This window comes from Neobacillus endophyticus (genome assembly GCF_013248975.1).
Taxonomy (GTDB): Bacteria; Bacillota; Bacilli; order Bacillales; family Cytobacillaceae; genus Neobacillus; species Neobacillus endophyticus.
In genome coordinates this window covers 2,232,966-2,256,005 of sequence record NZ_JABRWH010000001.1, presented here as the reverse complement: position 1 = coordinate 2,256,005, position 23,040 = coordinate 2,232,966, and the positions used below count along the sequence as shown (strand labels likewise).

Here is a 23,040-nt window from a genome sequence, read left to right as displayed (position 1 = left end):
GGGTAATATTGGAGATGGGTTGTGTGAGTGTTTATTATTTCAGTATGGCCTGCTCTTTTTATCCATGAGAGTTTGTTTTATAAAATACAAGTACCCGAGGAGCTGTTGTTATGTCATTGAAATTGATCCCTTATTTTGTTATGGACGGTAATGCAAAGGAAGCTATTCATTTTTATGAAAGGGCTTTAGGTGCCCAGGTTCTTTTTAGCCAATCATTCGGTGAAATGCCAGAAAACCCTGAGTTTCCAATTCCAGCTGAGGCAAAAGATCGTATTTCTCACGCAACGATTAAAGTTGGCGAAACAGAACTAATGTTATCTGACACGTTCCCAGGCCAGCCGCATCAAAGCGGTAATCAAGTGACCATTTGTATTTCCACTGATGATGCGAACAAAGCAAAAGAAATGTTTAATGCGCTGTCAGATGGCGGTCAAGTAACAATGCCGCTGCAAGAGACTTTTTTTAGTCCTGCATATGGCAGTGTCATCGACAAGTTCGGAATTAATTTCCAAGTTTTCACTGACGGAAAACATTAAAATGTTAATATAAGAAAGTCAAACGGTCCTAAAAGGTTTTAGATTAAGGACCGTTTTTTTATGGACTATTCAATATAAACAACAATCCTATAGTTAGATTCGATAGTTTGCAATAAATTTTAAAAATTCCTTTTGTTTGGAGTGATTGTATTTCATGATGGAGTAAGTGTTAGCTTCCGGTAAATAGATTGATTGGCAATCTACTTCCAATAATCTTCCCTCTAATAATTCCCTTCTGACAGTTGATGTCGGCAAAAATGACACTCCTAACCCTTCCACTATAAAACGTTTTGTGATGTGAACCTGTGAAACCTTCATCATTCGGACGCTTGGGTATTTACTTTTTACAGCTCGAGTAAGGCTGTCCCAATATCCTGGATGATTATGGCTTAAAAGATAATTAGTTGTCAGTACTTCTTCCTCATCTAATGGAGGTGCGGATTCAGCATCCCTTCCGTCATGCGGAGCCACTAGGATTACTTTATCTTGATATAAAAGCTCACATATTAAATGGGGGTGGCTGCTGCTTAGACAGGAGAGCCCAATATCCACCTCTTCTTTTAATACTGCTTGTTCAATGTAGATGGATTCAATTATTTGTACCGAAATTTCAACTTCAGGATACTGCATTGTATAGCTTTTAAGAACAAACGGCAAAACCGTTTCTGCAATAAGAGGAGAAATGGCAATAGATAATTTTGACGAATAACCCTGGCTAAAGGAATTTAAGTCCTCTAGGCCGCTTTGATAAACCTCCAGCAATTTTCTGGCATGAATTAAATACCTTCTTCCAGCCTCCGTTAATTTTATTTTCTTCCCCTCCCGCTCAAACAATTGAACGCCTACCTCTGTTTCTAATTGTTTAATATGAACCGTTACCGTTGGTTGTGAAATATACAATAGCTCTGCCGTTCTGCGAAAATTTCCGCTTTCTGCTGCCGTAATAAACGTGTTAAGCCACTGAAAATCCATATTTCCCCCCCTTATTAAAATTATTAATCAATTACTTTTAAAACATTTAATTTTCTTAATTATATATATTTTATAAAATAATACTACTTAAAGAAAGGAGCGATTGATATGTTACAGAAAGGTTTGAAAGGGATTGTGGCCGCTGAAACATTGATTAGTCATATTGATGGTGAAAAGGGGGAACTGATTTACCGTGGATATGAAATCAGGGATTTAGCCAAAAACTATTCATTTGAAGAAGTAGCCTATCTTCTCTGGAATGGCAGTTTTCCTGACCCAGAACAGCTGGATTTCTTAAAAGAACAACTCAAACAAAATCGAGAGCTTCCAATATATATGGAAAAAATCCTCAACCTTCTTCCGCCGGAAATGGACTTGATGAGTGTCATTAGAACAGCTGTCTCTGCCGAAGCGGGCAATCGTGAATACGGCTGGAAACCAAACATTTCACAGGCTATTCGATTAACGGCCCTAACACCGACGATAATTGCCTATCGAACAAGACAATTAGAGGGAAAACAATATGTAGCGCCACGAAATGATCTAGACCATGTTAAAAATTATCTATACATGCTCTATGGCTCAATTCCTAATGCAGCCCATGTTGAAGCACTTGAAACCTATATGATATTAACGTTGGAACATGGGATGAATGCCTCTACCTTTGCGGCCAGAGTAACGGCTTCAACAGAATCAGACATAGTATCCGCTGCCACTTCAGCTATTGGCACGATGAAAGGACCATTGCACGGCGGCGCTCCTTCAGGAGTCATTGATCTTCTCAATGAAATTGCACTTGCAGGTGACGCGGAAAAAGTCATTCGTGAAAAGCTGGACCGTGGCGAAAAATTAATGGGTTTTGGACATAGGGTGTATAAAACACGTGACCCGAGGGCCATTTCCTTAAAAGAAAAATTACAGAAGCTTGTCGGCCAGGATGAATGGCTTGATTTGGCCATGTCTGTAGAAGAAACGGCCATAAAAGTTTTGGCAGAAATAAAACCAGGCCGCTCCTTATACTCAAACGTAGAATTTTATGCCGCAGCCATTATGAAAGCCATTAACATGGACCCAGCACTATTCACACCTACCTTCACCGCAAGCCGAATGGTCGGCTGGACCGCCCACATCCTTGAACAGTCCGAAAACAATACCATCTTCAGACCGCAATCCAAATTCATCGGAACATTCAAAACGGAGAAATAGTGTTTATAGTAAAATGGTGTCAGGCACCAAAAAGGTGCCTGACACCATTCATTGTCTTCATTAATCTCAGCCCATTTTGGTCCGTGATGCAGCCGGTTTGTATTTTCTCATAGGGCCATATTCCAGAACCTCTTGAAGGTAGAGGTTACCTTGCGGGCTTGTTTTTTTGAGCAACTCCATTAAGTATGTAATGTCATCCATTGCTCTATGTGTTTGATGATTGGTGATGTTGTGTGCTTCTAAAAGAGTAAGTAATTTGCCATTCGCAAAACCATATTGCTTCCAGGTAACATTTCTCATCGTACAGTACCAGTTCTTTTCATTAACCTCTGGGTACATATGAACAAGAAAACTGCGGTCAAAGGAGGCATTGTGTGCAAATACAGAATCAGCACGATGAAAATAAGTTCTGATCTTTTCATCATAGAAGTTTTTCCCCCGTACTGCTTCATAAGGAATTCCATGTACTCGAAAAGCTCTGCTATAATTTTGCCGTGCGGAATCAGACAAAGGTTCGCGCAAAAAGGCATCCTCATCTACTACTTCAATAATTTCCCCTGTTTCCGTGTGATATGAAAAAAGCTTTAAAGCTAGTTCAATGACTTCATCGGTGGTTGGCCCCAGGCCAGTTGTTTCTACGTCTAATAGAAGCCCTAATTTCTCCTGCTTCCGCACATGAATCATCCTCTTTAATCAATTTTCTTTATTATAACAAATCATTCAGAGACTCTACATCTCCCAAATATCACCAAACGAATATCAAAAATCCCTTCAACTTAGAAGCTGTAGGGATTTTCACCACTTATATTATATTTTTAGAAGGAACTTTTCGTTGATCCAGTTTTTTGACAAGTTCTTCTTCCACAATACCTTCTAAATAGGATAGAAGAGGACGGTGTAAGTCTGCACGATTTAAAGCTACTTCTATCATTGCCTTTATATATCCTATTTTTTCTCCAATATCATATCGTCTTCCTTCCAGTTCCAATGCATACAATTTTTCATTTTCGCATTGGAGACGCAGTGCATCTGTTAATTGCAATTCATTGCCAACGCCTTGTTCAATCATTTTTAAATACGAGAAGATGGATGGGTTTAGAATATAACGTCCCATAACAGCTATATTAGAAGGGGCAGTATCAATCGAAGGTTTTTCAACCAAATCCTTCACTGAATGTACTCGCCCAAATTTATTGCCCGGATCAATTATACCGTATTTAGATACATCTTCATTTGCGACTGCTTTTACGCCAATAATAGATTGGTTCGTGTTATGATATGCTTCTATCATTTGTTTTAATGCAGGTTGTTCTGATACCATAATATCGTCACCAAGCAGAACGGCAAATGGTTCATTGCCAATAAACTGTTCTGCACACAAAACCGCGTGGCCAAGTCCTTTTGGTTCTTTTTGACGAATATAATGAATGTTCGCCATCGAGGAAATTTGTTGTATTTCATTCAATACTTCTAGTTTTTGTTTTTCCTCCAACATTTGTTCTAATTCAATAGATTTATCAAAATGATCCTCAATCGATTTTTTATTTCGCCCTGTTATAAAAATAATACTTTCAATACCTGATGCAACTGCTTCTTCAACAATATACTGAACCGCTGGTTTATCCACAATTGGCAGCATTTCTTTCGGTTGTGCCTTTGTTGCCGGCAAAAAGCGTGTGCCTAATCCGCCAACTGGGATGACTGCTTTTTTAATTTTCATAACTAAAATCCTTCTTTCCTTCAATTTTTATTAAATTGCACTAACGACAGCTTTTTGATGTATGACTGCCGTTTCTTCATTATCTGTACATCATTTTCTTTTCATTTTTTTTCTGATATACATCTTGAACAATATAAAGTGGACGCTGCTTTGATTCATCATAAATTCGGCCGATATATTCACCCATTATGCCAAGAATAAATAAAATAATGCCATCAAAAAACAGCTGTATAACTATGAGAGATGACCAGCCTGTAATCGTACTATTCGTAAATAATCTTAAATATAGAACCACTAACAAATAGATAAACCCTATTCCAGATAAGGTGATGCCTGCATAACTGGCTAATTTTAATGGTTTATATGAAAAAGATGTAATTCCATCCATCGATAGTTTCAGCATTTTTTTGAGAGGGTATTTGGATTCACCCGCTAACCGTTCATCACGTTCATATTCAACAGCTGTTTGTTTAAAACCTACCCAGCTCACCAATCCACGAACAAATCGATTTTTTTCTTGAAGATTATTCATTTGATCACATACTTTGCGATCCAATAAACGGAAATCTCCCGTATCCAGTGGAATATCGATATCTGTCATTGAATGTAAGAATCGGTAAAACATTTTCGCTGTCTGCTTTTTAAAATAGGTTTCCCCTTTGCGTTTTGTCCGTTTGGCATACACAACATCGTATCCTTGCTTCCATTTTTCAATCATCTTTAAAATCAGCTCTGGAGGATCCTGCAAGTCCGCATCAATAACGACAACTGCTTTTCCTCTTGAATAGTCCATTCCTGCTGTAATGGCAATTTGATGGCCAAAATTCCGAGAAAAATTCAGCAAAATAACAGAAGGGTCTTTTTCGCTGTATTCGATTAATATATCAGCTGTTTTATCTCTGCTTCCATCATTCACAAATAGAAGCTCATAAGCTTCGCCCGTTGATCGCATGACTTCTGTTAAACGACGATATGTTTCATGAATCACTTCTTCTTCGTTGAATACAGGAATAACAATTGAATATTGAATGGATTGACTCATATTCCATTCCTCCTTTACCTAATTCAGTACATCACATAAAATTCGTGCAGCTTTGTAATAAAGTTAACAATCTTTCTGACCAAACCTGATCTCACGTTAGTTGATAAATATATTTTGCTACTGCAACCTGAATTGGACTTGAATAGAAGCTGAATGTTTCCTGAAAAATAAAAAGGAGAAGGAACCGCTTAAAAAAGCTGAGGTTTCTTCTCCCTTTTATCCTATAGATTGTGCATCGCAGCTAATTATTCCCGGCTAAGATCATTCCAATATACCAATACATACTTTAAAAAGATTAGGCTTCCGTACATTTCAATTTCATCCCATTTAGAAATGCCTTGATCGTTATGTTTAAACTTTCATCTATATCCAGCGACATCTTAAATCCGCCTCTCTGCTCCAGTGCAGCAAACCCATGTAAAATACTGCGCAGCCCTCTGACAGCATGTATGGCTTGATCTCCATTCAACTGAAAGGCTTGTAACACCCGAATCGTAAGGTCAACAATTTTCTTTCCAGCCTGTTGAACATCCAGATCTTCAGGTGCGGGCGCAAACAGCGCAGCTTCATAAATTCCTGGATGCTTCCGGGCGAACGCAATATATGCCTTGCTTAAGGATACTACCGCTTCGGTGCCTGACACCCCAATCACAGATTCGGTCAATTCTGTAGATAGCAACCCGAGTCCATAGATGGCTAATTGTTTTCGCAGTCCAGGAAGGCCATCGAAATGATTGTAGAGTGAGGGAGGGCGGATGTTCAGGTTTTTGGCCAAGTTTGCCAATGTGACTTCTTGTATCCCTTGTTGATCAGCTATACTTCCTGCAGCTTCTAATATGGTAGTTAATTCGAGTCCTATTTTGGGTCTTGGTGACATTGGATATACTCCTTATTTCAATTTGAGCTCTAAATGATCGATTGCTTGTTTCATAGCCGTTACAGGATTTTCAATCATATTTCCATGACCGACTGCAAGGAGTGCAGGCTCCATTTTAGCTAGCTTCTTAGCGCTATCTAATGCCGTTCTTTTACTCCATGTTCCAAAAGCAGGAAATGGGAACAATGGTTTTACATCACCAGCTACAGCCATTCCCCCTCTTACTTGGATGGCATCGCCAGCAATGACTGCATTTGTCCTTGTATCAAGGAACGACATGGATCCAGGCGTGTGTCCTGGTGTCTCGATTGCTTTTAGTGAACCAACCAGATCCCCTTCTTTTAATAACACATTTGCTCTGGTTTTCAAATTTTTGGGTACACCCCCTTTAATCGGCGTTTGCTCTTCGGAGGGATCCAGGGAACGATCTCCATTCATTAAACGATAATCCCTATGAGAGATATAAACTGGTACATGTGGTAAATGTTCTTTAATCCTATCCAATGCACCAACGTGATCATCATGAGCATGGGTCAAAATAATCTTGGTGATGGGCTTTCCAATCTTTTCCGCAGCCTGTAAAATGCCTTTCGCCGCAAAACTTAATGCTGCATCCAGCAACGTCAAACCTTCCTCTTCTTCAACAAGATAACAATTTACAGGAAAAAAATTTGGCATAAATGCCAGTTGATATAGATAACCGTTTTTTGTCACTCTCATATTTACCCAGCTCCCTTTAAACTAATATCGTTAGTTATATTTTAACTAATATAATTAGTTAAATCAATAACCAATTAAAAAATGGGCACCCGATAAGATTTTATGTTGGTTTCCACTATAGTTAACTACGTTCTTAAAAAATAGGCTATGTTAAAGAACATTGTTGATATATAAACACTATTGATTGGAGCGGGAGGTACGAAGACTCCTCGAAAATGCTAACGCATTTCCTTCGAGCGCGGGCGAATTCAAGGATGTCATTCATTGTCCTGCGGGAGCACGGGGCTGGGGAGCCCGTGAACCGCTCGTGCCTGGAGCGGAAATCAACAGCCCAATTTCAAAAATAAAAAAAGGCTGCCCTTGAGGGTTCATTTCCCCATTGAGCCAGCCCTTTCAACTTTTAATAAATGTTATCTTCTTCAAGATCATACTTATTTACGTACCAATTTGTGATCTGTGTGAGAATAGCATAGGCAAAAAAGAAATTCATTGCCCAAATGCTTACGAAGGGAGCGATTCCGTTAAATACAACCGTTCCCGACCCCTTAAGCGCTATGACAATCATCGACTCCACGACTATTAAAATAAATCCCAGGACACTCGCAATAACAGCTCTTACCATGCATTTCCCTCCTTCACGTTTATTCCCTATATTAACGAATAACTTTTCGAAAAGTCTGTAAACTTTCTTTAAACACCATTATATCGCAAAAATATAAAACGCAACATAATTTATTAAATTTTCCTTAAATTTAAACAATCCGTTTTTGACCCAAAAAAGAGCACCAATTAAATTAGCACTCTTTCTATCTTATATTCATCTTTACGGCTTCTTTGCAAAAGGCCCCTTTACTGGCTGACAGTTCTCAGGCATCATATGCCAAGCCATTCGTGGACATCCTATACCTATTTTACATTTCTTATATCCGCAAAAGGATATAGGACAATTTCGCCTTTACCTATGATGGCTGACTGTTTGATAAAACCTAATCCATTACGGCTATCCATACTTCTTAACCGATTATCACCCATTACAAAATAGCGGTCAGCCGGAAGAATAAGCGGGCCAAAATCTCCAGTTAACATGCTCCCCATTTCTTTTGCTGCTTTAAGATTTTCTGCTAAATATGGTTCCTTGCAAAGCTTCCCATTAATAAATAATTGATCATTTTTCATCTCAATTTTGTCACCGGGCAGGAACAATGTTAGTCATTGCTAAAATATAGTTATTACCATTTTTTGTGTAAAACTGTCGATATGATATGATAAATGCAAAAAGAGCAGGAAAGTAGTGGAAATTATGATGGAAGAAGTGAAAGTTCGCGGTTTAACCCTAAAGAATATTAAGGTTAATGAAGCAAGCGGTTATAACGGAATGGATATTCTTTTCACCATTCAAGATCAACAGTACAATTTTATGATTGCCAAAACAAATCCTATTATGCCTTTAAATATTCTGCATCGCTTTTCAGAAAAGAGCATTTGTCATGTATGCAACCGCACTATTTATCCTTATCCAGTAGGCAATCAGCCTTGTCTGGAGTTAAAAAAACTGGATAAACTGATTTTGGATAAACTTATAAAGTTTTTACCTGTTAAATAATCTTTCTCTAATGTGATTATAAGGAGGCCCCCACTTAAAATGAGGGCCTTTATCTTTAAGCCACTTTGATCATTTTCCCAAATGGCACGCGCGGCATAAAAGTGCCTGAGACCAGCCAAAACAGTTCAAAATCAACATTTTCCATTTCTTCTGGTAAAAAGCCAGTGACATCAGTGATATAAAACAACGTATCTATATTTTCTTCCTTTGCCCACTCCATTACTAATGTATAAGAAGATTTTCCGTGACTATGATATTGGATGGTGTTGCTTTTGATAGGAGTGATGCTTCTAATTTTGAAATCTGCTTGGACTAAGATAGTATCCGGCTTCACTTTTTCAAAAAGCGTAACAATGTTGTTAATGAGTGTAATTGGAGCTTCATTACTGGACGTATCTACCGCTAAGGCAACCTTTTTATCTTGACGTTCCTGAATCATCGAAAGCAGCTTTTTATGCCATTTCAACAGCATTTCCCCCTTGTATTTGAATGAGCAAGCTCTCTTATTTTAGCTTAGAGTAAAAACGTTTATGATTGGATAAAAATTGAATTTACTCTTAAAAAATGAATATGGTTTTGGAGGTCGATCCCATACCAATCCCACCATTTTAAAAATCATAAAGGTGCCTGACACCACTTGGTGTCAGGCACTTTTTTCCTTATATACATTTTGGTTATGCAGCATTTTCATCCATATTTTTGTCTAGTTTATGCCCTTCCCATTCGGTCATAACGATGGCAGCTAAGGAGTTTCCGACGATGTTGACACATGTACGGGCCATGTCAAGAATTCGGTCAATTCCTGCAATAAAGGCAAGTCCTTCGACTGGAATTCCGACGCTTCCCAGTGTAGCGAGGAGTACGACGAACGATACTCCTGGTACTCCGGCAATTCCTTTTGAGGTGACCATTAATACAAGAACTAGTGTGATTTGATGGCCAATACTCAAATGAATTCCATACATCTGGGCGATAAATAAAGCAGCAATAGCTTGGTATAATGTTGAACCATCAAGGTTAAAGGAATATCCTGTTGGGATAACAAATGATGTTATGGCCCTTGGGCAGCCGATCTTCTCCATTTTTTCCATTATTTTCGGTAAAACGGTTTCTGAGCTTGCTGTCGAATAGCCTAATAATAACTCGTCCTTTAAATACTTTAAAATCTTAAAGATATTAAAGCCGACCAACTTGGCTACGATTCCCAGAACCACAATGATGAAGAAAGCCATTGCTCCATATACTACGATTACCAGCTTTCCAAGCGGAATTAAAGATGATAATCCAAATTTAGAAACAGTAACACCGATTAAAGCAAACACGCCAAGTGGAGCAACCTTCATAACTTGGTTCGTAACGTAAAACATCGCTTCAGATGTCCCTTTAAAGAAGTTAATAATTGGTGTGCCTTTTTCACCAATGGCGGCTACTCCAAGCCCGAACATAACAGAAAAGAAAATAATAGCCAGCATGTCGCCATTTGCTAATGATTGGATAATATTTGTAGGAACAATATTGACAAAGGTATCAACCATCGAATGCGATTCAGTAGTTTTAGCGGTCTCCACATAAGCATTAATATCAGTTTTCGTCAGATGAGCGCGATCAACGCCTGAACCCGGATGAAATAAGTTTGCAGCGAGCAGACCGACGAGGATGGCAATAGTTGTAATGATTTCGAAATAGATGATGGTTTTCCCACCGAGTTTACCTAATGCTTTTATATCACCAACACCGGCGACCCCGACAATAATACAGGAGATAACAATTGGCACTACAATCATTTTAATTAAGCGGATAAAAATATTTCCAATTGGCTGAAGGTAATCGGCTAAATGAGGATTGCCATAAAATATGGCTCCGACAATTATACCGAGCGCCAATCCAATGAAAATCTGCCAAGCTAAACTAATTCTTTTCATTTGCACCTCTCCTTACCATAGAATTGAAAAAGCAACAATTGATGCCTAACATTTTTTAATCATTTTCTAATATAATTCTAATTCCAAATAATACTGTACACAATAGTGAATTAAACCCATCAGAATCAAGTAAAGTATGCATCAAAAGTTACATGTCTTTTTTCCTCTTATTATTTTGTTATTTTTCACCACAAAAAAACTATTTCTCCCTATAAAATAAAAAGCATGGCCAATTTGATCTGACCATGCCTTCTTAAAAAGGTTTTAAAATCATGAGTGTAATAATAATGATAAAGATTAAATTTTCAAAGTTTTCACAGCGGAAAAGGATTCTTGAAAGCCGGTAATATTCCTGAGGAATCTCTTCTCCTTTATGGGTGTCCAGCAGAGCTTTAACAGGCTTCGATGCTGGCGATAAAACAAGCGGCCCAATCGCAAGCGCTGTCAGAAAGAGGAAAAGACTTGTGACATACCAACCCATATGAAACAAGGCAGTATTCAGGAAACCCATGGTCAAGCCGGTAATCAGTAAAAGCAAGCCGCCAACCATAACAAAAATATGCAGCTTATTCCTAATTTTATAGGAATGTCTTAATTCCGCCATCGTATTCCCCGATTTAACAACAGTGGTTAAAATAAACCCTGGCCCCATCCCAATAATGGCAGAGAAAATATGTATAAAAACAACAGCTCTATAGAAAGACATCTTGCATGTACCCTCCATTCTCTACAAAATCATTTTAACACAAAGCATTAGTAATATTACCTATTTTAATACTGCTTGCATTTAAAATGGTGCCTGACACCATTCGCCAAAATAACAGAAATGAAGGAGCCTGGATATCCAAGCTCCTTCATTATTATCTTTAAACTTCTTCACTCTTTTTCAAAACAGCTTCATTTCCTCCTTTAAATAGCGGTGCAAGGAAGATTGCACCGATTATAAACAGGAATGCTGAAGCTTCATATATCGTTAGCAATGAAAAAGTCTGCTTTAGCCAGCCGCTTGCTGTCATCGTGATGACCATTGTTCCCATAAACAATGGATTAAGTATTCCATTAACGCGGCCAATAAAGGCTGCCTCTGTGTTTTTTAGAATCATGGTGTTGATCCCAATTTGAATACACGGCATAAACAGCCCGCTGAAAAATTGCGCGACTAACGTCAGCCAGAATAGCTCAGAAAAGCCTAATACAAAAAAGCCAATCGCGCTGACCGTCATTCCAAGAGCCAGCAATATTTGCGGCGGTGCTTTTTTAGACACTCCAACAGTCAGGGCTCCGCCTAAAATCATTCCAATACCAAATGCCGCCATCAGCCATTGCAGGTACTCCTTCGGCAACCCCAGCTGTTCGGTAACTAGAAAAACACCCAGTGGCTGTGTAAGACCGATTCCAAAGCCTGCTGCAGCAAAACATCCGCCAAGCAAAACGAGGGAGCGGCTATGCAATACATAGCTAAACCCAGCCTTCATTTCTTGAATGATACTTGTATCAGCAGTATCTTCCTCCAATTCATAGTCGGGAGGAAGCCTAAAAAGGATGCCAGCTGATAATAGAAAGGCAACTCCCATAATTGCAATGGCTGCGCGAATTCCATAATGTTGATATACAAACGTTCCAAGAACAGGACCAAGAATCATAAACAAAGCAAAAATGGTTTGGTAGATCGACATCCCCATCTGAATCATCTCTTCATTTACATGGAGCTTGAACAGCTTCATCCCCGAAGGCTGCGAAAACTGAGAAAGAATGGAAGAAACCAGTGTTGCAAAGAATATCGCCTTCCAGCTCCCAAACCAAAGTGCAAGCAAGACCACAAAAATGGAGACTGCACTCAAGAAATCACACCAAATCATCGTTCGCTTCGGTTTCCAACGATCAGCAAATGTTCCGCCAATAAAGGAAAAAAGAAAAATTGGCGCAAACTCAGCTACCGAAATAAGTGAAACGGCAACCGGATTTTCCTTTGTTTTTTCTACTACAAATAGCAAAATTGAGTAATTCCTCACCCAGATCCCGATTTGCAGGAATAATGTAGAAAGCAAAATCGTTTGAACCACCCGATTACGGAGCAACGCCCCCATCGTCATTTCCGAATTTGTTTTTTCCATAAAATAACCTCCTTATCCGGCAGCTGGACAGGAGGTATTAAGGCACATAAAAGGACAGTACAACAGTAACATTGTCCTCTATATAAAAAAGCCCATACCAATCCTATCCAGAAATTTGTTCGTTTTATACGAATTGTTTCTAAAATAGGATTAGTAAATCATTGGCTTTAAGGTCACCCTTCCGTTATTGGTAGTTATATCTTACTTGATTTAATTATTAATTTCAAGGAGAAATTGTAATTAAGTGGAAATTTTCCCTTGGAATTAACTCCTCAATGGAACCAATGAACTCTACCAGCCCCCTCCCCTTTCGATATATAAATTTGCCAGATCGGCTTGCCCGCCAATTTAAAGAGTTCCAGCGGCAGTCTTGCTTTAAAAAAGTAGATATCTGTTGATAGATTCTTGTGGAATTATTGGAAAAAAGGGTACAAACCTAGAGCTCGTCTATTCATCCGTACATATAGATATAGTACAACCTGACAAGAGGGATAGATGGAAGGGAGGGATAGGAGCGGAATTACTGAATGATGCAGAGGAGGACATGTCATCTCATGGCACCATGAAACACTAGCAAGAAAGAAAGGAGCAAAATATGTTTTTTCAACCTATGGTATGGGTCACCATTTTATCATTTGTGGTGACACTCATCCTGATTCTATGGCGGCCTCGGGGTATAAATGAGGCAATTCCAGCAACAGTCGGAGCCATATTTGTTTTACTCAGCGGCAGTGTCTCCCTTAAAGATCTCGGAGTCATTACAGAAACTATTAGTGGAGCTGCGATTACCATTATAGCGACCATTGTGATGGCTATTGTTTTGGAAAGTTTCGGCTTTTTCCACTGGGCGGCCGAGAAGCTCGCAGCCAAAGCAAAAGGATCTGGAATACGTCTATTCTGGTACGTTAATCTTTTGTGCTTTTTAATGACGCTTTTTTTTAATAATGACGGAAGTATACTCATAACCACTCCGATACTTGTCATGCTTCTAAACAATATGGGATTAAAAAATCATCAAAAAATCCCCTATCTTTTGTCTGGGGGCCTAATTGCCACAGCTTCAAGTGCTCCGATTGGCGTTAGTAATATCGTTAATCTCATTGCCTTAAAAATCGTTCACATGAGCCTGTACATGCACACTGCTATGATGTTTGTACCGGCAACTCTCGGACTATTGTTCCTGGTAGGACTCTTGTTCTTAAGATTTTACAAGGTTCTTCCGAAAACAGTTCCTGCAAACGTATCCGGCTTAACTCTCCCAACCTACCATCCACTTAAGAAAGAACCATTATACGTTTCTGATCATCAACGATCCCGTTTTATGCGTAATGTATTGTTGTTTGTTTTTGCAGTCCGTATCAGTCTTTTTGTCGCTTCATTTCTTGCCATTCCAGTCTCTTTGATGGCTGTAATCGGTTCTTTGGTACTTTTAGCCTGGAGATGGTGGTATTTAAAAATTCCCCCTACCGACATGCTAAAGAAAACACCTTGGTATATTCTTGTGTTTGCATTCAGTATGTATGTCATTATTTACGGCTTGAATAACATTGGATTAACTGATTGGCTCATTGGTTTTATGCGTCCACTTGTTTCGGGCAGCCTCCATCATGCCAGCATTATGATGGGCGTTCTCTTATCAGTCCTTTCTAATATATTCAATAACCATCCGGCCCTAATGGTCGGAACATTGACATTGACCCATATGGGTCTGGATCCGGTTACTTTGAAAGTAGCTTACCTAGCAAACGTAATTGGAAGTGATATGGGCTCATTACTTCTGCCAATGGGAACACTGGCAACATTAATGTGGATGCATATTATTAGAAAGGGAAAAGTTCGAATTACTTGGTTTGAATATTTGAAAATCACCATTATTGTCATACCTCCAACCGTATTATTCACATTAGTCATTTTGTCGCATTGGGTTACATGGCTCTTTGGAGGAGTACTGCACTAAGGATCGAAAACGGAAAAAGGAGAGCAAGAATGAGTCCATTTGTTGATTTAATTGGTAAAAATATTGAGATTGAGCTTTCAGGAGGGAACATTTATCGAGGGATATTAATTGATTCCGGATTAGATATTCTTGTACTATATGCAGGTAAAATTAGATCCTTTCTTTATTTGCCTCTCATTCATATCCAGAAGTTAAGGGAGGTTCAATTTGAAGAGGACGAATTTTACGAACCGCCAGTGGAAAAACCACTCGAAAACGATTCCCATGCAATTTCATTCCGCAACATTTTAACAAACGCCAAGGGCCGGTTCCTCGAAGTTTATGTGACCGGCAATCAAACCATTCACGGCTATTTGACAAGTATTATGAACGATTATTTCGTCTTTTACTCCCCGATCTATAAAACCTTGTTTATTTCAATGGAACATGTGAAATGGCTGGCGCCCTATCCGGAGGATGCAACTCCTTATTCCCTAAGTACTGAGAAACTGTCAGCCCATCCCATTTCAATACCTCTGGCAAGAAGCTTTACTGAACAGTGCCAAAAAATCACGGGACAATTAATCGTGATCGACGGCGGAGATAAAAGTGAAAAAATAGGTCTGCTGCAAAAGGTGCAAAACAATATGATTGTCTTAATCACAGCCGAAAGAGAACCCATTCACCGAAATATCACCCATATCAAAACCATCCACCTTCCATAAAAATTACCCATCCACACCGGCACACTTGCAACACACCCACCCCATATAAGAGGTGAACGAAAAAAAACAAAAAACACAAAAAAATAACCCACCAAGCTCAACTCGCTAAGATGGATTACACCCACACAAACAAATATCAACTGACCGTGGCACCCACCCACGGTCTCCTTTTCCCCCTGCCCTACTCATACAATATGAAAAAAGTAAAAAAATGGTGTCATTTTGGTGTCAGGCACCGTTCGTGGACAAAAATGCATTTTTGTCCGTTTGGGGTGGACATTTTTTATTATTTTTTGGTAAGAGGATTGTCGGATATGTTATTAGTCCTGTCGAAGGGTAGGATAAAATAAGTCTTAAGTAATAGGGTTAAATTAAAAAAATTGTAAAAATTTCGCATAGAATATTTTTCTCTAGCATATATAATAAAGAAAATATTATTTTAGGGGTGGTCTTTGTGAAGAAAAATGCGCATGTGTTTTATAATGGTAAGAAATATGTCATCATCTATATGTACTCTTCAGGCTACTGTGAAATAAGAGCAGAAGATAAACTGCATAAAGTTGAATTGGTTCATTTATCAGAAATTACAATGGCAAGTTAAAATCACATTCCATTACATTTTTCTTTTATTTTGTAAGGGATTTCATGTTTTTTCGCACTTATCCCATGAATATTCAATTCCGGTAAGGTTACACTATGGGACAGGCTAACGGCTTTAAACAGCAGCAAAACATTTTAAACTGCACTGTTTAAGGCTGGATTTTTTGCTGGAGAAAAAACATGGTGGTGTTAGGATGTCCGATATGTTGGAGCCAATTGAGTATGAAACTGGAACAGCGATCCAAACCTTTAATATTATTGAAACAAACGTGAATGCTGAGGGCTATGAAGTACTTTTGAATATTGACTTGGACAGCGGATATGAGTTGGAGGGGGTACGGCTGAAACTCAGCTTCGAAGATCTTGCTGCATATGAAACAAATGATATACAGGAAGGCGTAAAATATGCGCTAGGGTTTTTCAATGAGTTATGGAAAGACTAATAATAAAATTTTCGCTCACAATAGCCCCTTTTTTGCGGTAACAGATGAAAAATGGTATTGATTCCTAATTATGAGGGTTTTTCCTTTTCAGAGAAATCTTAGGAGGGCAAAGCATTGAAAGAGGTTAATAAGGACAAACAAATGGATCTGATGCAACAAACTCGCAATCAAAGCCAAGCAGAGAAAACATTAAAAAGTGGGAAAAATGATACACCTAACATTATAAAGGACGAAGATAGAGCATGGGAAGATGACCGCCTTTAATGGTTGGCATCTTCCTTTTTTAGTTCTCTAGGGAAATTTATTTATTTCAAAATAACCAAAATATTGTATTTATTTCTTCTCCTTTATACCGTATGATTGGGATATACTGTAAAAGGCTTGGTGATTTAGTTTGAGCAATTTCCTGACGAAATTAGGGTATGAAAAGAACGCAAAATTGCTATTTTTAAATAAACGGACTTGTGGAATCTGGTTAATTTGGGTGTCTCTCGTCATTTTATTAAGTACCATTTTTGGCGGTGAACAAAAAATTCATCAGGGCATCTTTTATGTTGGTTATTTCGCAGGATTATTTATAACAGTTGGCAATAAAGCTTTGATACGGAAATTTTCATATGGCTCTCCGTCAAAGTTTCAAAAGAAAATGTCCATCTTTTCGATCATTTTTATGTTTGTACTATTAGTCTTAATCGGCGGACCCTATTTTGGCGTACATAATTATCGAATGATTTGGCTTGGAGCTTTCTTGGCTATAGGGCTGCATTTCTTTCCATTTGCGGTTGTACATGGAAAATCAATGATAGCTCTGGGGATGTTGGCCTCAATAAATGCATTAATCGGCATACTAAACTCAAGTATACCGTTTTACGTTATCGCCTATATCGATGTGATCTTAAAAGCCATATTCGGTTTTATCCTGTTATTTTCAAAAAATCCATTACAAACAACCAGCCGTATACAAATGTAAGCGAGATCCATTTCTAAATATGACATGAAAAAAGCACAGGAATTCCTGTGCTTTCCTTATTTCCAGCAATATGGCTCTATTAGCTTAAAATTCATAAATGCTTTTATTCATTTTTCATCAAGAGTTCTTTATACATTATATTTTGGGCTAATCGCTATCCTATCTTTTCCATCCTGTTCATTTGAAGTGACGGATAACACTATTGAGCCATACCGTCAGTTTTAAAACGCCATTTTTTAATATTTTCGGATCATCAACAGTATCGCAGCAGTTTTCTAAAAGCCAGAAAAACAAAAGGAGCTCTCACTAACGGAGAACTCCTTTCCTTTATTCATTCGGTCCAAACACCCGATTGCTGATATCAGGGATTTCTCGTTTCGCCAGTCTTTTTTCAAGCGTTTCCTTTAATCCAGGTGCTAGTAAAACGCAGTCAGCGAGTTCACGCATTGCGGCGAAATCCTGCTTACCTCCATGCAGCACCTCATTACATTTTAGAATCGTCCATTGAGGGTAAGGTCTGTCAATTAACGAAAATGTCTGGCCTTCTTCCACGAACCCTTCCTTTAACACTCGAAAATACCAGCCGGTTCTGCCTGTATTTTGCAATAAAATCGCTAGCGTTTTAATTTTAAAGCGACGGGCAGGCTTCCAACATGGCTGCCTTGGCTGTGAAACTTGAACAATCGCATCACCTATTTGATAGGTATCCCCAATAGCGACCGTATCCTCCCAAATCTGCTCCATAAGGAAATTCTCACCCATACCGCCTTGTGTAATTTGTGAAAAGCCATGTTCCTTATGCCAATATGTATAATGGCCGATCGAATATGCAAAAACGGCTTTTTCAGGACCCCCATGATGCTCCGTATCCTCGACCCCGTCCCCATTAAGACCTGTTTTACTTACCCAGACAGGCCCTTGGATAGGCTCTTTGAAAATGGCACTAGTCCATTCACGATCCATCGGATGGTCTGCATCTTTTTCTCCCACTCTTTTTGGCAGGCCTACAAAAACCTTTTCAAGCAAAATACTCATATATTTTACCTCCACCTATTTTCCATTTTTAAAATTCAACATGGACTCGGAAAACCCTTTAATTATTTCACATGATGGGTGAATAATATTTCAGAAATGTTATAAAATACAAAGGGTAAAAAAGACGGATCAAATCAACATCTCGATCATTTTTTGCGATGGTCCCACTGCGGTTTCATCACAATTGGTAAACACCCCCTACACATTTCTCCTATTTTCCTTGATATAATAAGGAGAATCAAGGAGTGGCATTTATGAAGTTTATAAGAAATTTATTTATCTGTTTGCTAATTATTGGCCTTGGCATTTCCTTATGGTTGTATTATCCCAAATTTGAAATGGAACAAATGAAGAAACATGCAGCTGAAGTCAGTCATGATGCTTCAAACGTTTCATATCTCAATTATTTTCGGAATGCTAAAAAGAAGAAAATCATTCATTTGGCAATTGGCGATTCGGTTATCCACGGCGTGGGTGCCAGCCAGCATGATAATCTTGTTTCGCAGTTTTCTAACAAACTAGCCGAGCAAATTCACAAAAAAATTCAATTCCAAAATGAAGGAATTAATGGTATTACAAGCAGTGAATTAAAGGCACTAGTGCAATCGGGCCGATTTGACGCTGAAATAAAGAAAGCCGATATTGTCACAATTAATGTTGGCGGAAATGATGTTCTCCGGATGGCTAAGAGGCAAAGTTTTCAAAACGTATTCCAAACCTTTAATCAATTACAATCCACGTTTTCAAAAAATTTGTCTTACATTACCTCCAGAATTAAAGAACTAAACCCAAACGCTACCATTGTCTTTCTAGAATTATATAATCCACTTTCCCCTGACAACCACGTATACCAATTGGCAGACCAGCTGTTGCCAAAATGGAATTTAAAAATTTATGAGGTTGCAGATCAATTCCCATTATCCATTGTGGTTGAAACAACGAAAGTGATTAATGGAGAAAAGCGGCAAAATCTCTCACCAGATGGAGTACACCCTAACTCGGCTGGATACACGGCGATTTCTGAGCAAATGATTTATCAATTTAAGCACCAATATCGAAAACAATCTGTGTAAATGAAAATGGCATGACGTTTCATGCCATTTTTTATACTCTACTCTAAGTCTTATCCGTACATAGCACCAATAAGCCGAAGATCCTAATCGAACCGAACCACCTGCGGAAGATCACTTCTTAGTCTGAAAACCCTGACCATGTTCAACAGACCCCGTAGATTAAGAAGTACTTGAAGAATTGCTGGCTGCAGCTGCGGCCATACTTGCGGTCATTGCTGCTTGCTGCGCTTGAATTAGCGCTTCAATTGAGGTATTCAAACCTGTTTTTGCTGCTTCATTCATAGAATTTAATGGATTCATGAGTAAAACAACACTTATCATAAAATTGACATCTTTATTCCATTTAAAGTTCTTGTCTGCATTCAAATCATCATTGATCACACGAAGGGATTCGATGTTTCTTTCTATATCTTTTAAAAAGCTGAGCATCCCTATGTAAGGATAATAACTACTATTCGCTTTAAGCTTTGCTTCTTTCAGGAGATTTCTTATCTGAAGACATTTTTCCGCTTTCTCCTCTGGATTGTTGAAACGATCCAAAGCCAAAATGTGACTTAAGAATTGCAAATTATTCCCTATAGAAAAACCTTTTTGTTGAAGGGCCTTGTAGTGCTCCTCAACCCTAATGATTATTTGTTCTGGATCTGATTCTTGCTGTGCCAGGATGGCTGCCAAAGGATAATCATCAGAGCCCGTAAGGAAAAAATGATTCTTTCTCATCTGCCTATAAATATCAAAAGTCCTTTGTACCATATAATTGATTTGCTCTGAACTCACATTTATTAGTGATCCAGCAGAAATATATGTATAAACACTGCGTCCAAAGCCTTTCTCTATCAACTTTTCATAAATCATCATAAAACGATGAAATCCCTCTTTTGCATCTGAAGTCGATGTATCAAGAGTTGCCGCTGTCGTAAAACGCTGGGCAGATTTTAATGAAGAAAAGAATCCTGCATTTTCCTTTATATAATCGGCAATATCCAAGTAAGCCTTTAAACTGAAGTCCTTGGAATTTGTGGCGTACATCGCTGCGATTAACATGAGAAAGCGTTTATCAGCTTTCCACTTTAAAACCGAATACAATTGTGAATAGATATCCTGATAAATACTTAAACTTTCCTTTAAGGTTCGCTTTTGCATTTGCAGCTCCTCACCTTTTCTCTTTTTATATCTTATATACGAAAAAAGGACAAAATGGTTTCATTTTCCATAAGTATGTTTGAATCCTAGCTTGCAAATGACGGGACTGCCACTTAAAATGGTATGCCGCTAGGCCATTTTACATAAGATAACAGATGAGTAGCATCATTCTGCTGGAATGCTTTGCTTATTAAGATTAAAATTAAAATAACAGGTCTTGAACTAGGAGGGAATTAATGTTCTTATCCTTTCCCATTTTGGCTGCTCTTTTAGCTATGCTGATAGCTCAGTTTGTCAAAATACCCATTCACTTTTTAACAACAAGGGAATTAAAATGGAATCTTATGTTTAGCACAGGAGGAATGCCCAGCTCACATACGGCAACCATTATTTCCTTAACAACTGCAATCGGATTGACCTCCGGAGTTTTTTCCGATGATTTTGCAATTTGTATAGTCGTATCTGCCATTGTCATGCACGATGCAACTGGAGTAAGAAGACATGCGGGGTACCACGCTGAGGTTTTGAATAAACTGATAATAAATTTCAATAATCTTGTTGAAACCTTAAAAGACCCGAACGTAAAGAAAACCGAATCCCGTGCAAAATTAAAAGAGTTATTAGGCCATCAGCCTACTGAAGTGTTTTTTGGAGCCATTACAGGAATCATTGTCGGGTATTTAACATATTTGTTTTATCCCTTTTGAAAGGTGCCTGACACCGAACTGGTGTCAGGCACCTTTTTCCCTGGCTATGGAATAACTTGAAACGGCCGCATCATGACATAGTCTTCGTGCTCCAATATATGACAGTGCCATACATATAACCCGGTATAGGGGCCAAATTTCATGATGATTCTTGTTACTTGCTGGGCGTAAGCGATGACGGTATCCTTTCGCCCTCTCTCCTGTGGTTCTGGCGAAATGGCTGGCCCAGTATATTCGAGTATCCCCTCTTTTTTATACTTCTCCACATTAAATGTTCGGCGGTCAATAAGCTGCAAATCAACTAAATGAAGATGAATGGGATGGGCTTCTGGTGTCAAGTTAAGCAAATACCAGACCTCCGTTTGCCCAACCTTAGGATTTTCAGTGATGGGCGCATCCCAATCTTTATTATCTAGCAGCATCAGTTCCCTGCCGTATGAATCGGTTTTATCTATTAACGACAGAAACCTAAATGTAGAGGCTGCTTGCACGCTCCTCTTTGGAAATGGCACCATAAAAGATGGGATTACACTGGTATCTATACCTGAAAGCGGAAGAATCACACGAAATTCCATCACATCCCCAACCGTAGCGGCATCAGCCAGAAGACCATCCGGAAATGGATATGGTGCATCATTTGTCATGACAATCCTTTTTCCCTCAAGATTAGTGAAGTCAATAATGACCTCTGCCCGTTCCGCAGGTGCAAGAACAATTTCTTTCACACCAATTGGTTTTTCCATTAATCCGCCATCCGTGCCAATCTGGTAAAAATACTGCCCAGAATCAAGTTTCAGGCGATAAAAACGGGTATTAGAGCCATTCAACATTCGAAAGCGGTATTTCCTTGGCTCCACATTAAAAAAAGGCCACACCTTTCCGTTTACAAGGATCGTATTCCCTAAGAAAGCAGAAACCACAGAGGTTTCTAATCCTGGAACCGGCTTTTTCGGTTGTTTTGGATAAAAAAGTGACCCGTCCTCGTTAAACGATTTATCCTGTATAATCAGGGGGATATCGAATCGACCTTGTGGAAAATTCAACTCACGTTCCCGCTGGTCTCTTATCAGATAAAAGCCGGCCAATCCCGCATATACATTGAGCCTGGTAATGCCAAGCGTATGGTCGTGATACCATAGAGTGCATGCCGACATGAAATTATCATAGCGGTAGATTTCCTTTGAAAAGTGAGGACCCACTTGTGCATTTCCCTTTGTAAACCATGCTTCAGGATAACCGTCACTTTCCGCTTCCACACTAGCACCGTGAAGATGAATAACTGTCCTCACTTCCGGAACATTCACATGAGCCCCATGAACTGTATGATCAATCGGCAGTAAATGCTTCATCGGCAGATCATTGATCCATTTCACAAAAACCCTCTCTCCTGACAACACCTCAATAGTCGGGCCGGGGTAACTTCCTTCAAAACCCCAAACCGTTGATTCAGGCAAATCACGATGGAGGGATTGTTTAAACTCAGTCATATGCATTTCATAATAGGTATAAGAAGAATCTTTATGCCGCGGCTTTAAAACAGGGGGAATGGGCAATTCATCGACAAACTTAGTGAGAATATCAATCCGTCCTTTCTCAAACGAATAGTTAACAACACTTTATGATCGAAATTTGATATGTATCACTATTCTTGATTTGCTGCTAAATAAACCTATAAAAAAACCCGTCAGTTGACGAG

At 38.8% G+C, this 23,040-nt stretch carries 25 protein-coding genes and 1 pseudogene; 11 read left to right on the top strand and 15 right to left on the bottom strand.

All coding sequences use genetic code 11. The features are described from left to right. Positions 1-110: 110 nt before the first annotated feature. On the top strand, positions 111-536 hold the full coding sequence (locus tag HPT25_RS11040) for a VOC family protein (RefSeq protein ID WP_173063673.1): 426 nt from the start codon (positions 111-113) through the stop codon (positions 534-536). 93 nt (positions 537-629) lie between these two features. Here HPT25_RS11040 and HPT25_RS11035 read toward each other — a convergent pair whose 3' ends face one another. Further along, positions 630-1,508: a LysR family transcriptional regulator gene (locus tag HPT25_RS11035; protein WP_173063670.1), complete on the bottom strand. Its 879-nt coding sequence runs from the start codon at positions 1,506-1,508 to the stop codon at positions 630-632. 108 nt (positions 1,509-1,616) lie between these two features. Here HPT25_RS11035 and HPT25_RS11030 point away from each other — a divergent pair, with 108 nt between their 5' ends. Beyond that, positions 1,617-2,714: a citrate synthase/methylcitrate synthase gene (locus HPT25_RS11030; RefSeq protein WP_173063667.1), complete on the top strand. Its 1,098-nt coding sequence runs from the start codon at positions 1,617-1,619 to the stop codon at positions 2,712-2,714. A gap of 66 nt (positions 2,715-2,780) precedes the next feature. Here the strand turns inward: HPT25_RS11030 and HPT25_RS11025 are convergent, their stop codons facing one another. From HPT25_RS11025 to lepB, 7 genes and pseudogenes are all read right to left on the bottom strand, one after another. Continuing rightward, positions 2,781-3,398: an exonuclease domain-containing protein gene (locus tag HPT25_RS11025; protein WP_217269689.1), complete on the bottom strand. Its 618-nt coding sequence runs from the start codon at positions 3,396-3,398 to the stop codon at positions 2,781-2,783. Positions 3,399-3,516: 118 nt separating this feature from the next. Next, positions 3,517-4,434, bottom strand: a complete 918-nt coding sequence (gene galU / locus HPT25_RS11020; RefSeq protein ID WP_173063661.1) for a UTP--glucose-1-phosphate uridylyltransferase GalU — start codon at positions 4,432-4,434, stop codon at positions 3,517-3,519. Between the two features lie 79 nt (positions 4,435-4,513). Next, entirely contained in the window at positions 4,514-5,476 is a 963-nt protein-coding gene (locus tag HPT25_RS11015; RefSeq protein WP_173063658.1) for a glycosyltransferase family 2 protein, read from the bottom strand. Between the two features lie 295 nt (positions 5,477-5,771). After that, the gene (locus HPT25_RS11010; RefSeq protein WP_173063655.1) at positions 5,772-6,353 is read right to left on the bottom strand and encodes a TetR-like C-terminal domain-containing protein; all 582 of its coding nucleotides are present in this window, start codon (positions 6,351-6,353) and stop codon (positions 5,772-5,774) included. 12 nt (positions 6,354-6,365) lie between these two features. After that, positions 6,366-7,073 carry an MBL fold metallo-hydrolase gene (locus tag HPT25_RS11005; protein ID WP_173063652.1) on the bottom strand — a complete coding sequence of 236 codons (708 nt, stop codon included), beginning with the start codon at positions 7,071-7,073 and terminating at the stop codon, positions 6,366-6,368. Between the two features lie 400 nt (positions 7,074-7,473). After that, positions 7,474-7,695, bottom strand: coding sequence for a hypothetical protein (locus HPT25_RS11000; protein ID WP_173063649.1), 222 nt, complete (start codon positions 7,693-7,695; stop codon positions 7,474-7,476). Between the two features lie 284 nt (positions 7,696-7,979). Continuing rightward, positions 7,980-8,270 (bottom strand): annotated as a pseudogene (gene lepB, locus HPT25_RS10995) (signal peptidase I); the annotation flags it as partial. 94 nt (positions 8,271-8,364) lie between these two features. On the opposite strand from lepB, the gene HPT25_RS10990 reads away from it, so the two are divergent. Next, positions 8,365-8,676 carry a hypothetical protein gene (locus HPT25_RS10990; RefSeq protein WP_173063642.1) on the top strand — a complete coding sequence of 104 codons (312 nt, stop codon included), beginning with the start codon at positions 8,365-8,367 and terminating at the stop codon, positions 8,674-8,676. 55 nt (positions 8,677-8,731) lie between these two features. Here HPT25_RS10990 and HPT25_RS10985 read toward each other — a convergent pair whose 3' ends face one another. From HPT25_RS10985 to HPT25_RS10970, 4 genes are all read right to left on the bottom strand, one after another. After that, the gene (locus HPT25_RS10985; RefSeq protein WP_173063639.1) at positions 8,732-9,142 is read right to left on the bottom strand and encodes a VWA-like domain-containing protein; all 411 of its coding nucleotides are present in this window, start codon (positions 9,140-9,142) and stop codon (positions 8,732-8,734) included. A gap of 208 nt (positions 9,143-9,350) precedes the next feature. Further along, on the bottom strand, positions 9,351-10,598 hold the full coding sequence (locus HPT25_RS10980; protein ID WP_173063636.1) for a cation:dicarboxylate symporter family transporter: 1,248 nt from the start codon (positions 10,596-10,598) through the stop codon (positions 9,351-9,353). 253 nt (positions 10,599-10,851) lie between these two features. Continuing rightward, positions 10,852-11,304: a DUF2269 family protein gene (locus HPT25_RS10975; RefSeq protein ID WP_173063633.1), complete on the bottom strand. Its 453-nt coding sequence runs from the start codon at positions 11,302-11,304 to the stop codon at positions 10,852-10,854. A gap of 160 nt (positions 11,305-11,464) precedes the next feature. Then, on the bottom strand, positions 11,465-12,712 hold the full coding sequence (locus HPT25_RS10970) for an MFS transporter (protein WP_173063630.1): 1,248 nt from the start codon (positions 12,710-12,712) through the stop codon (positions 11,465-11,467). A 595-nt stretch (positions 12,713-13,307) separates the two neighbouring features. Between HPT25_RS10970 and HPT25_RS10965 the strand changes: the two genes are divergently transcribed. The 6 genes from HPT25_RS10965 (at position 13,308) to HPT25_RS10940 (ending at position 17,386) form a co-directional block, all read left to right on the top strand. After that, the gene (locus tag HPT25_RS10965; protein ID WP_173063627.1) at positions 13,308-14,669 is read left to right on the top strand and encodes an arsenic transporter; all 1,362 of its coding nucleotides are present in this window, start codon (positions 13,308-13,310) and stop codon (positions 14,667-14,669) included. A 29-nt stretch (positions 14,670-14,698) separates the two neighbouring features. Beyond that, on the top strand, positions 14,699-15,373 hold the full coding sequence (locus tag HPT25_RS10960) for a YwrJ family protein (protein ID WP_173063624.1): 675 nt from the start codon (positions 14,699-14,701) through the stop codon (positions 15,371-15,373). Between the two features lie 454 nt (positions 15,374-15,827). Next, positions 15,828-15,974: a hypothetical protein gene (locus tag HPT25_RS10955; RefSeq protein ID WP_173058277.1), complete on the top strand. Its 147-nt coding sequence runs from the start codon at positions 15,828-15,830 to the stop codon at positions 15,972-15,974. A 193-nt stretch (positions 15,975-16,167) separates the two neighbouring features. Further along, on the top strand, positions 16,168-16,416 hold the full coding sequence (locus tag HPT25_RS10950; RefSeq protein WP_173063621.1) for a hypothetical protein: 249 nt from the start codon (positions 16,168-16,170) through the stop codon (positions 16,414-16,416). Between the two features lie 114 nt (positions 16,417-16,530). Beyond that, entirely contained in the window at positions 16,531-16,680 is a 150-nt protein-coding gene (locus HPT25_RS10945; RefSeq protein WP_173063618.1) for a hypothetical protein, read from the top strand. Between the two features lie 130 nt (positions 16,681-16,810). Continuing rightward, the gene (locus HPT25_RS10940; protein WP_173063615.1) at positions 16,811-17,386 is read left to right on the top strand and encodes a DUF6609 family protein; all 576 of its coding nucleotides are present in this window, start codon (positions 16,811-16,813) and stop codon (positions 17,384-17,386) included. Between the two features lie 327 nt (positions 17,387-17,713). Here the strand turns inward: HPT25_RS10940 and HPT25_RS10935 are convergent, their stop codons facing one another. Beyond that, positions 17,714-18,421 carry an MOSC domain-containing protein gene (locus tag HPT25_RS10935; protein WP_173063613.1) on the bottom strand — a complete coding sequence of 236 codons (708 nt, stop codon included), beginning with the start codon at positions 18,419-18,421 and terminating at the stop codon, positions 17,714-17,716. A gap of 254 nt (positions 18,422-18,675) precedes the next feature. On the opposite strand from HPT25_RS10935, the gene HPT25_RS10930 reads away from it, so the two are divergent. Beyond that, positions 18,676-19,494: an SGNH/GDSL hydrolase family protein gene (locus tag HPT25_RS10930; protein ID WP_173063610.1), complete on the top strand. Its 819-nt coding sequence runs from the start codon at positions 18,676-18,678 to the stop codon at positions 19,492-19,494. Between the two features lie 159 nt (positions 19,495-19,653). Here the strand turns inward: HPT25_RS10930 and HPT25_RS10925 are convergent, their stop codons facing one another. Next, positions 19,654-20,637 (bottom strand): DUF4003 family protein, encoded by a 984-nt coding sequence (locus tag HPT25_RS10925; protein WP_173063607.1) that lies wholly within the window; start codon positions 20,635-20,637, stop codon positions 19,654-19,656. A gap of 236 nt (positions 20,638-20,873) precedes the next feature. Between HPT25_RS10925 and HPT25_RS10920 the strand changes: the two genes are divergently transcribed. After that, positions 20,874-21,344 carry a divergent PAP2 family protein gene (locus tag HPT25_RS10920; protein ID WP_173063604.1) on the top strand — a complete coding sequence of 157 codons (471 nt, stop codon included), beginning with the start codon at positions 20,874-20,876 and terminating at the stop codon, positions 21,342-21,344. A 44-nt stretch (positions 21,345-21,388) separates the two neighbouring features. Here the strand turns inward: HPT25_RS10920 and HPT25_RS10915 are convergent, their stop codons facing one another. Next, positions 21,389-22,831 carry a multicopper oxidase family protein gene (locus tag HPT25_RS10915; protein ID WP_281368179.1) on the bottom strand — a complete coding sequence of 481 codons (1,443 nt, stop codon included), beginning with the start codon at positions 22,829-22,831 and terminating at the stop codon, positions 21,389-21,391. Positions 22,832-23,040 lie beyond the last annotated feature (209 nt).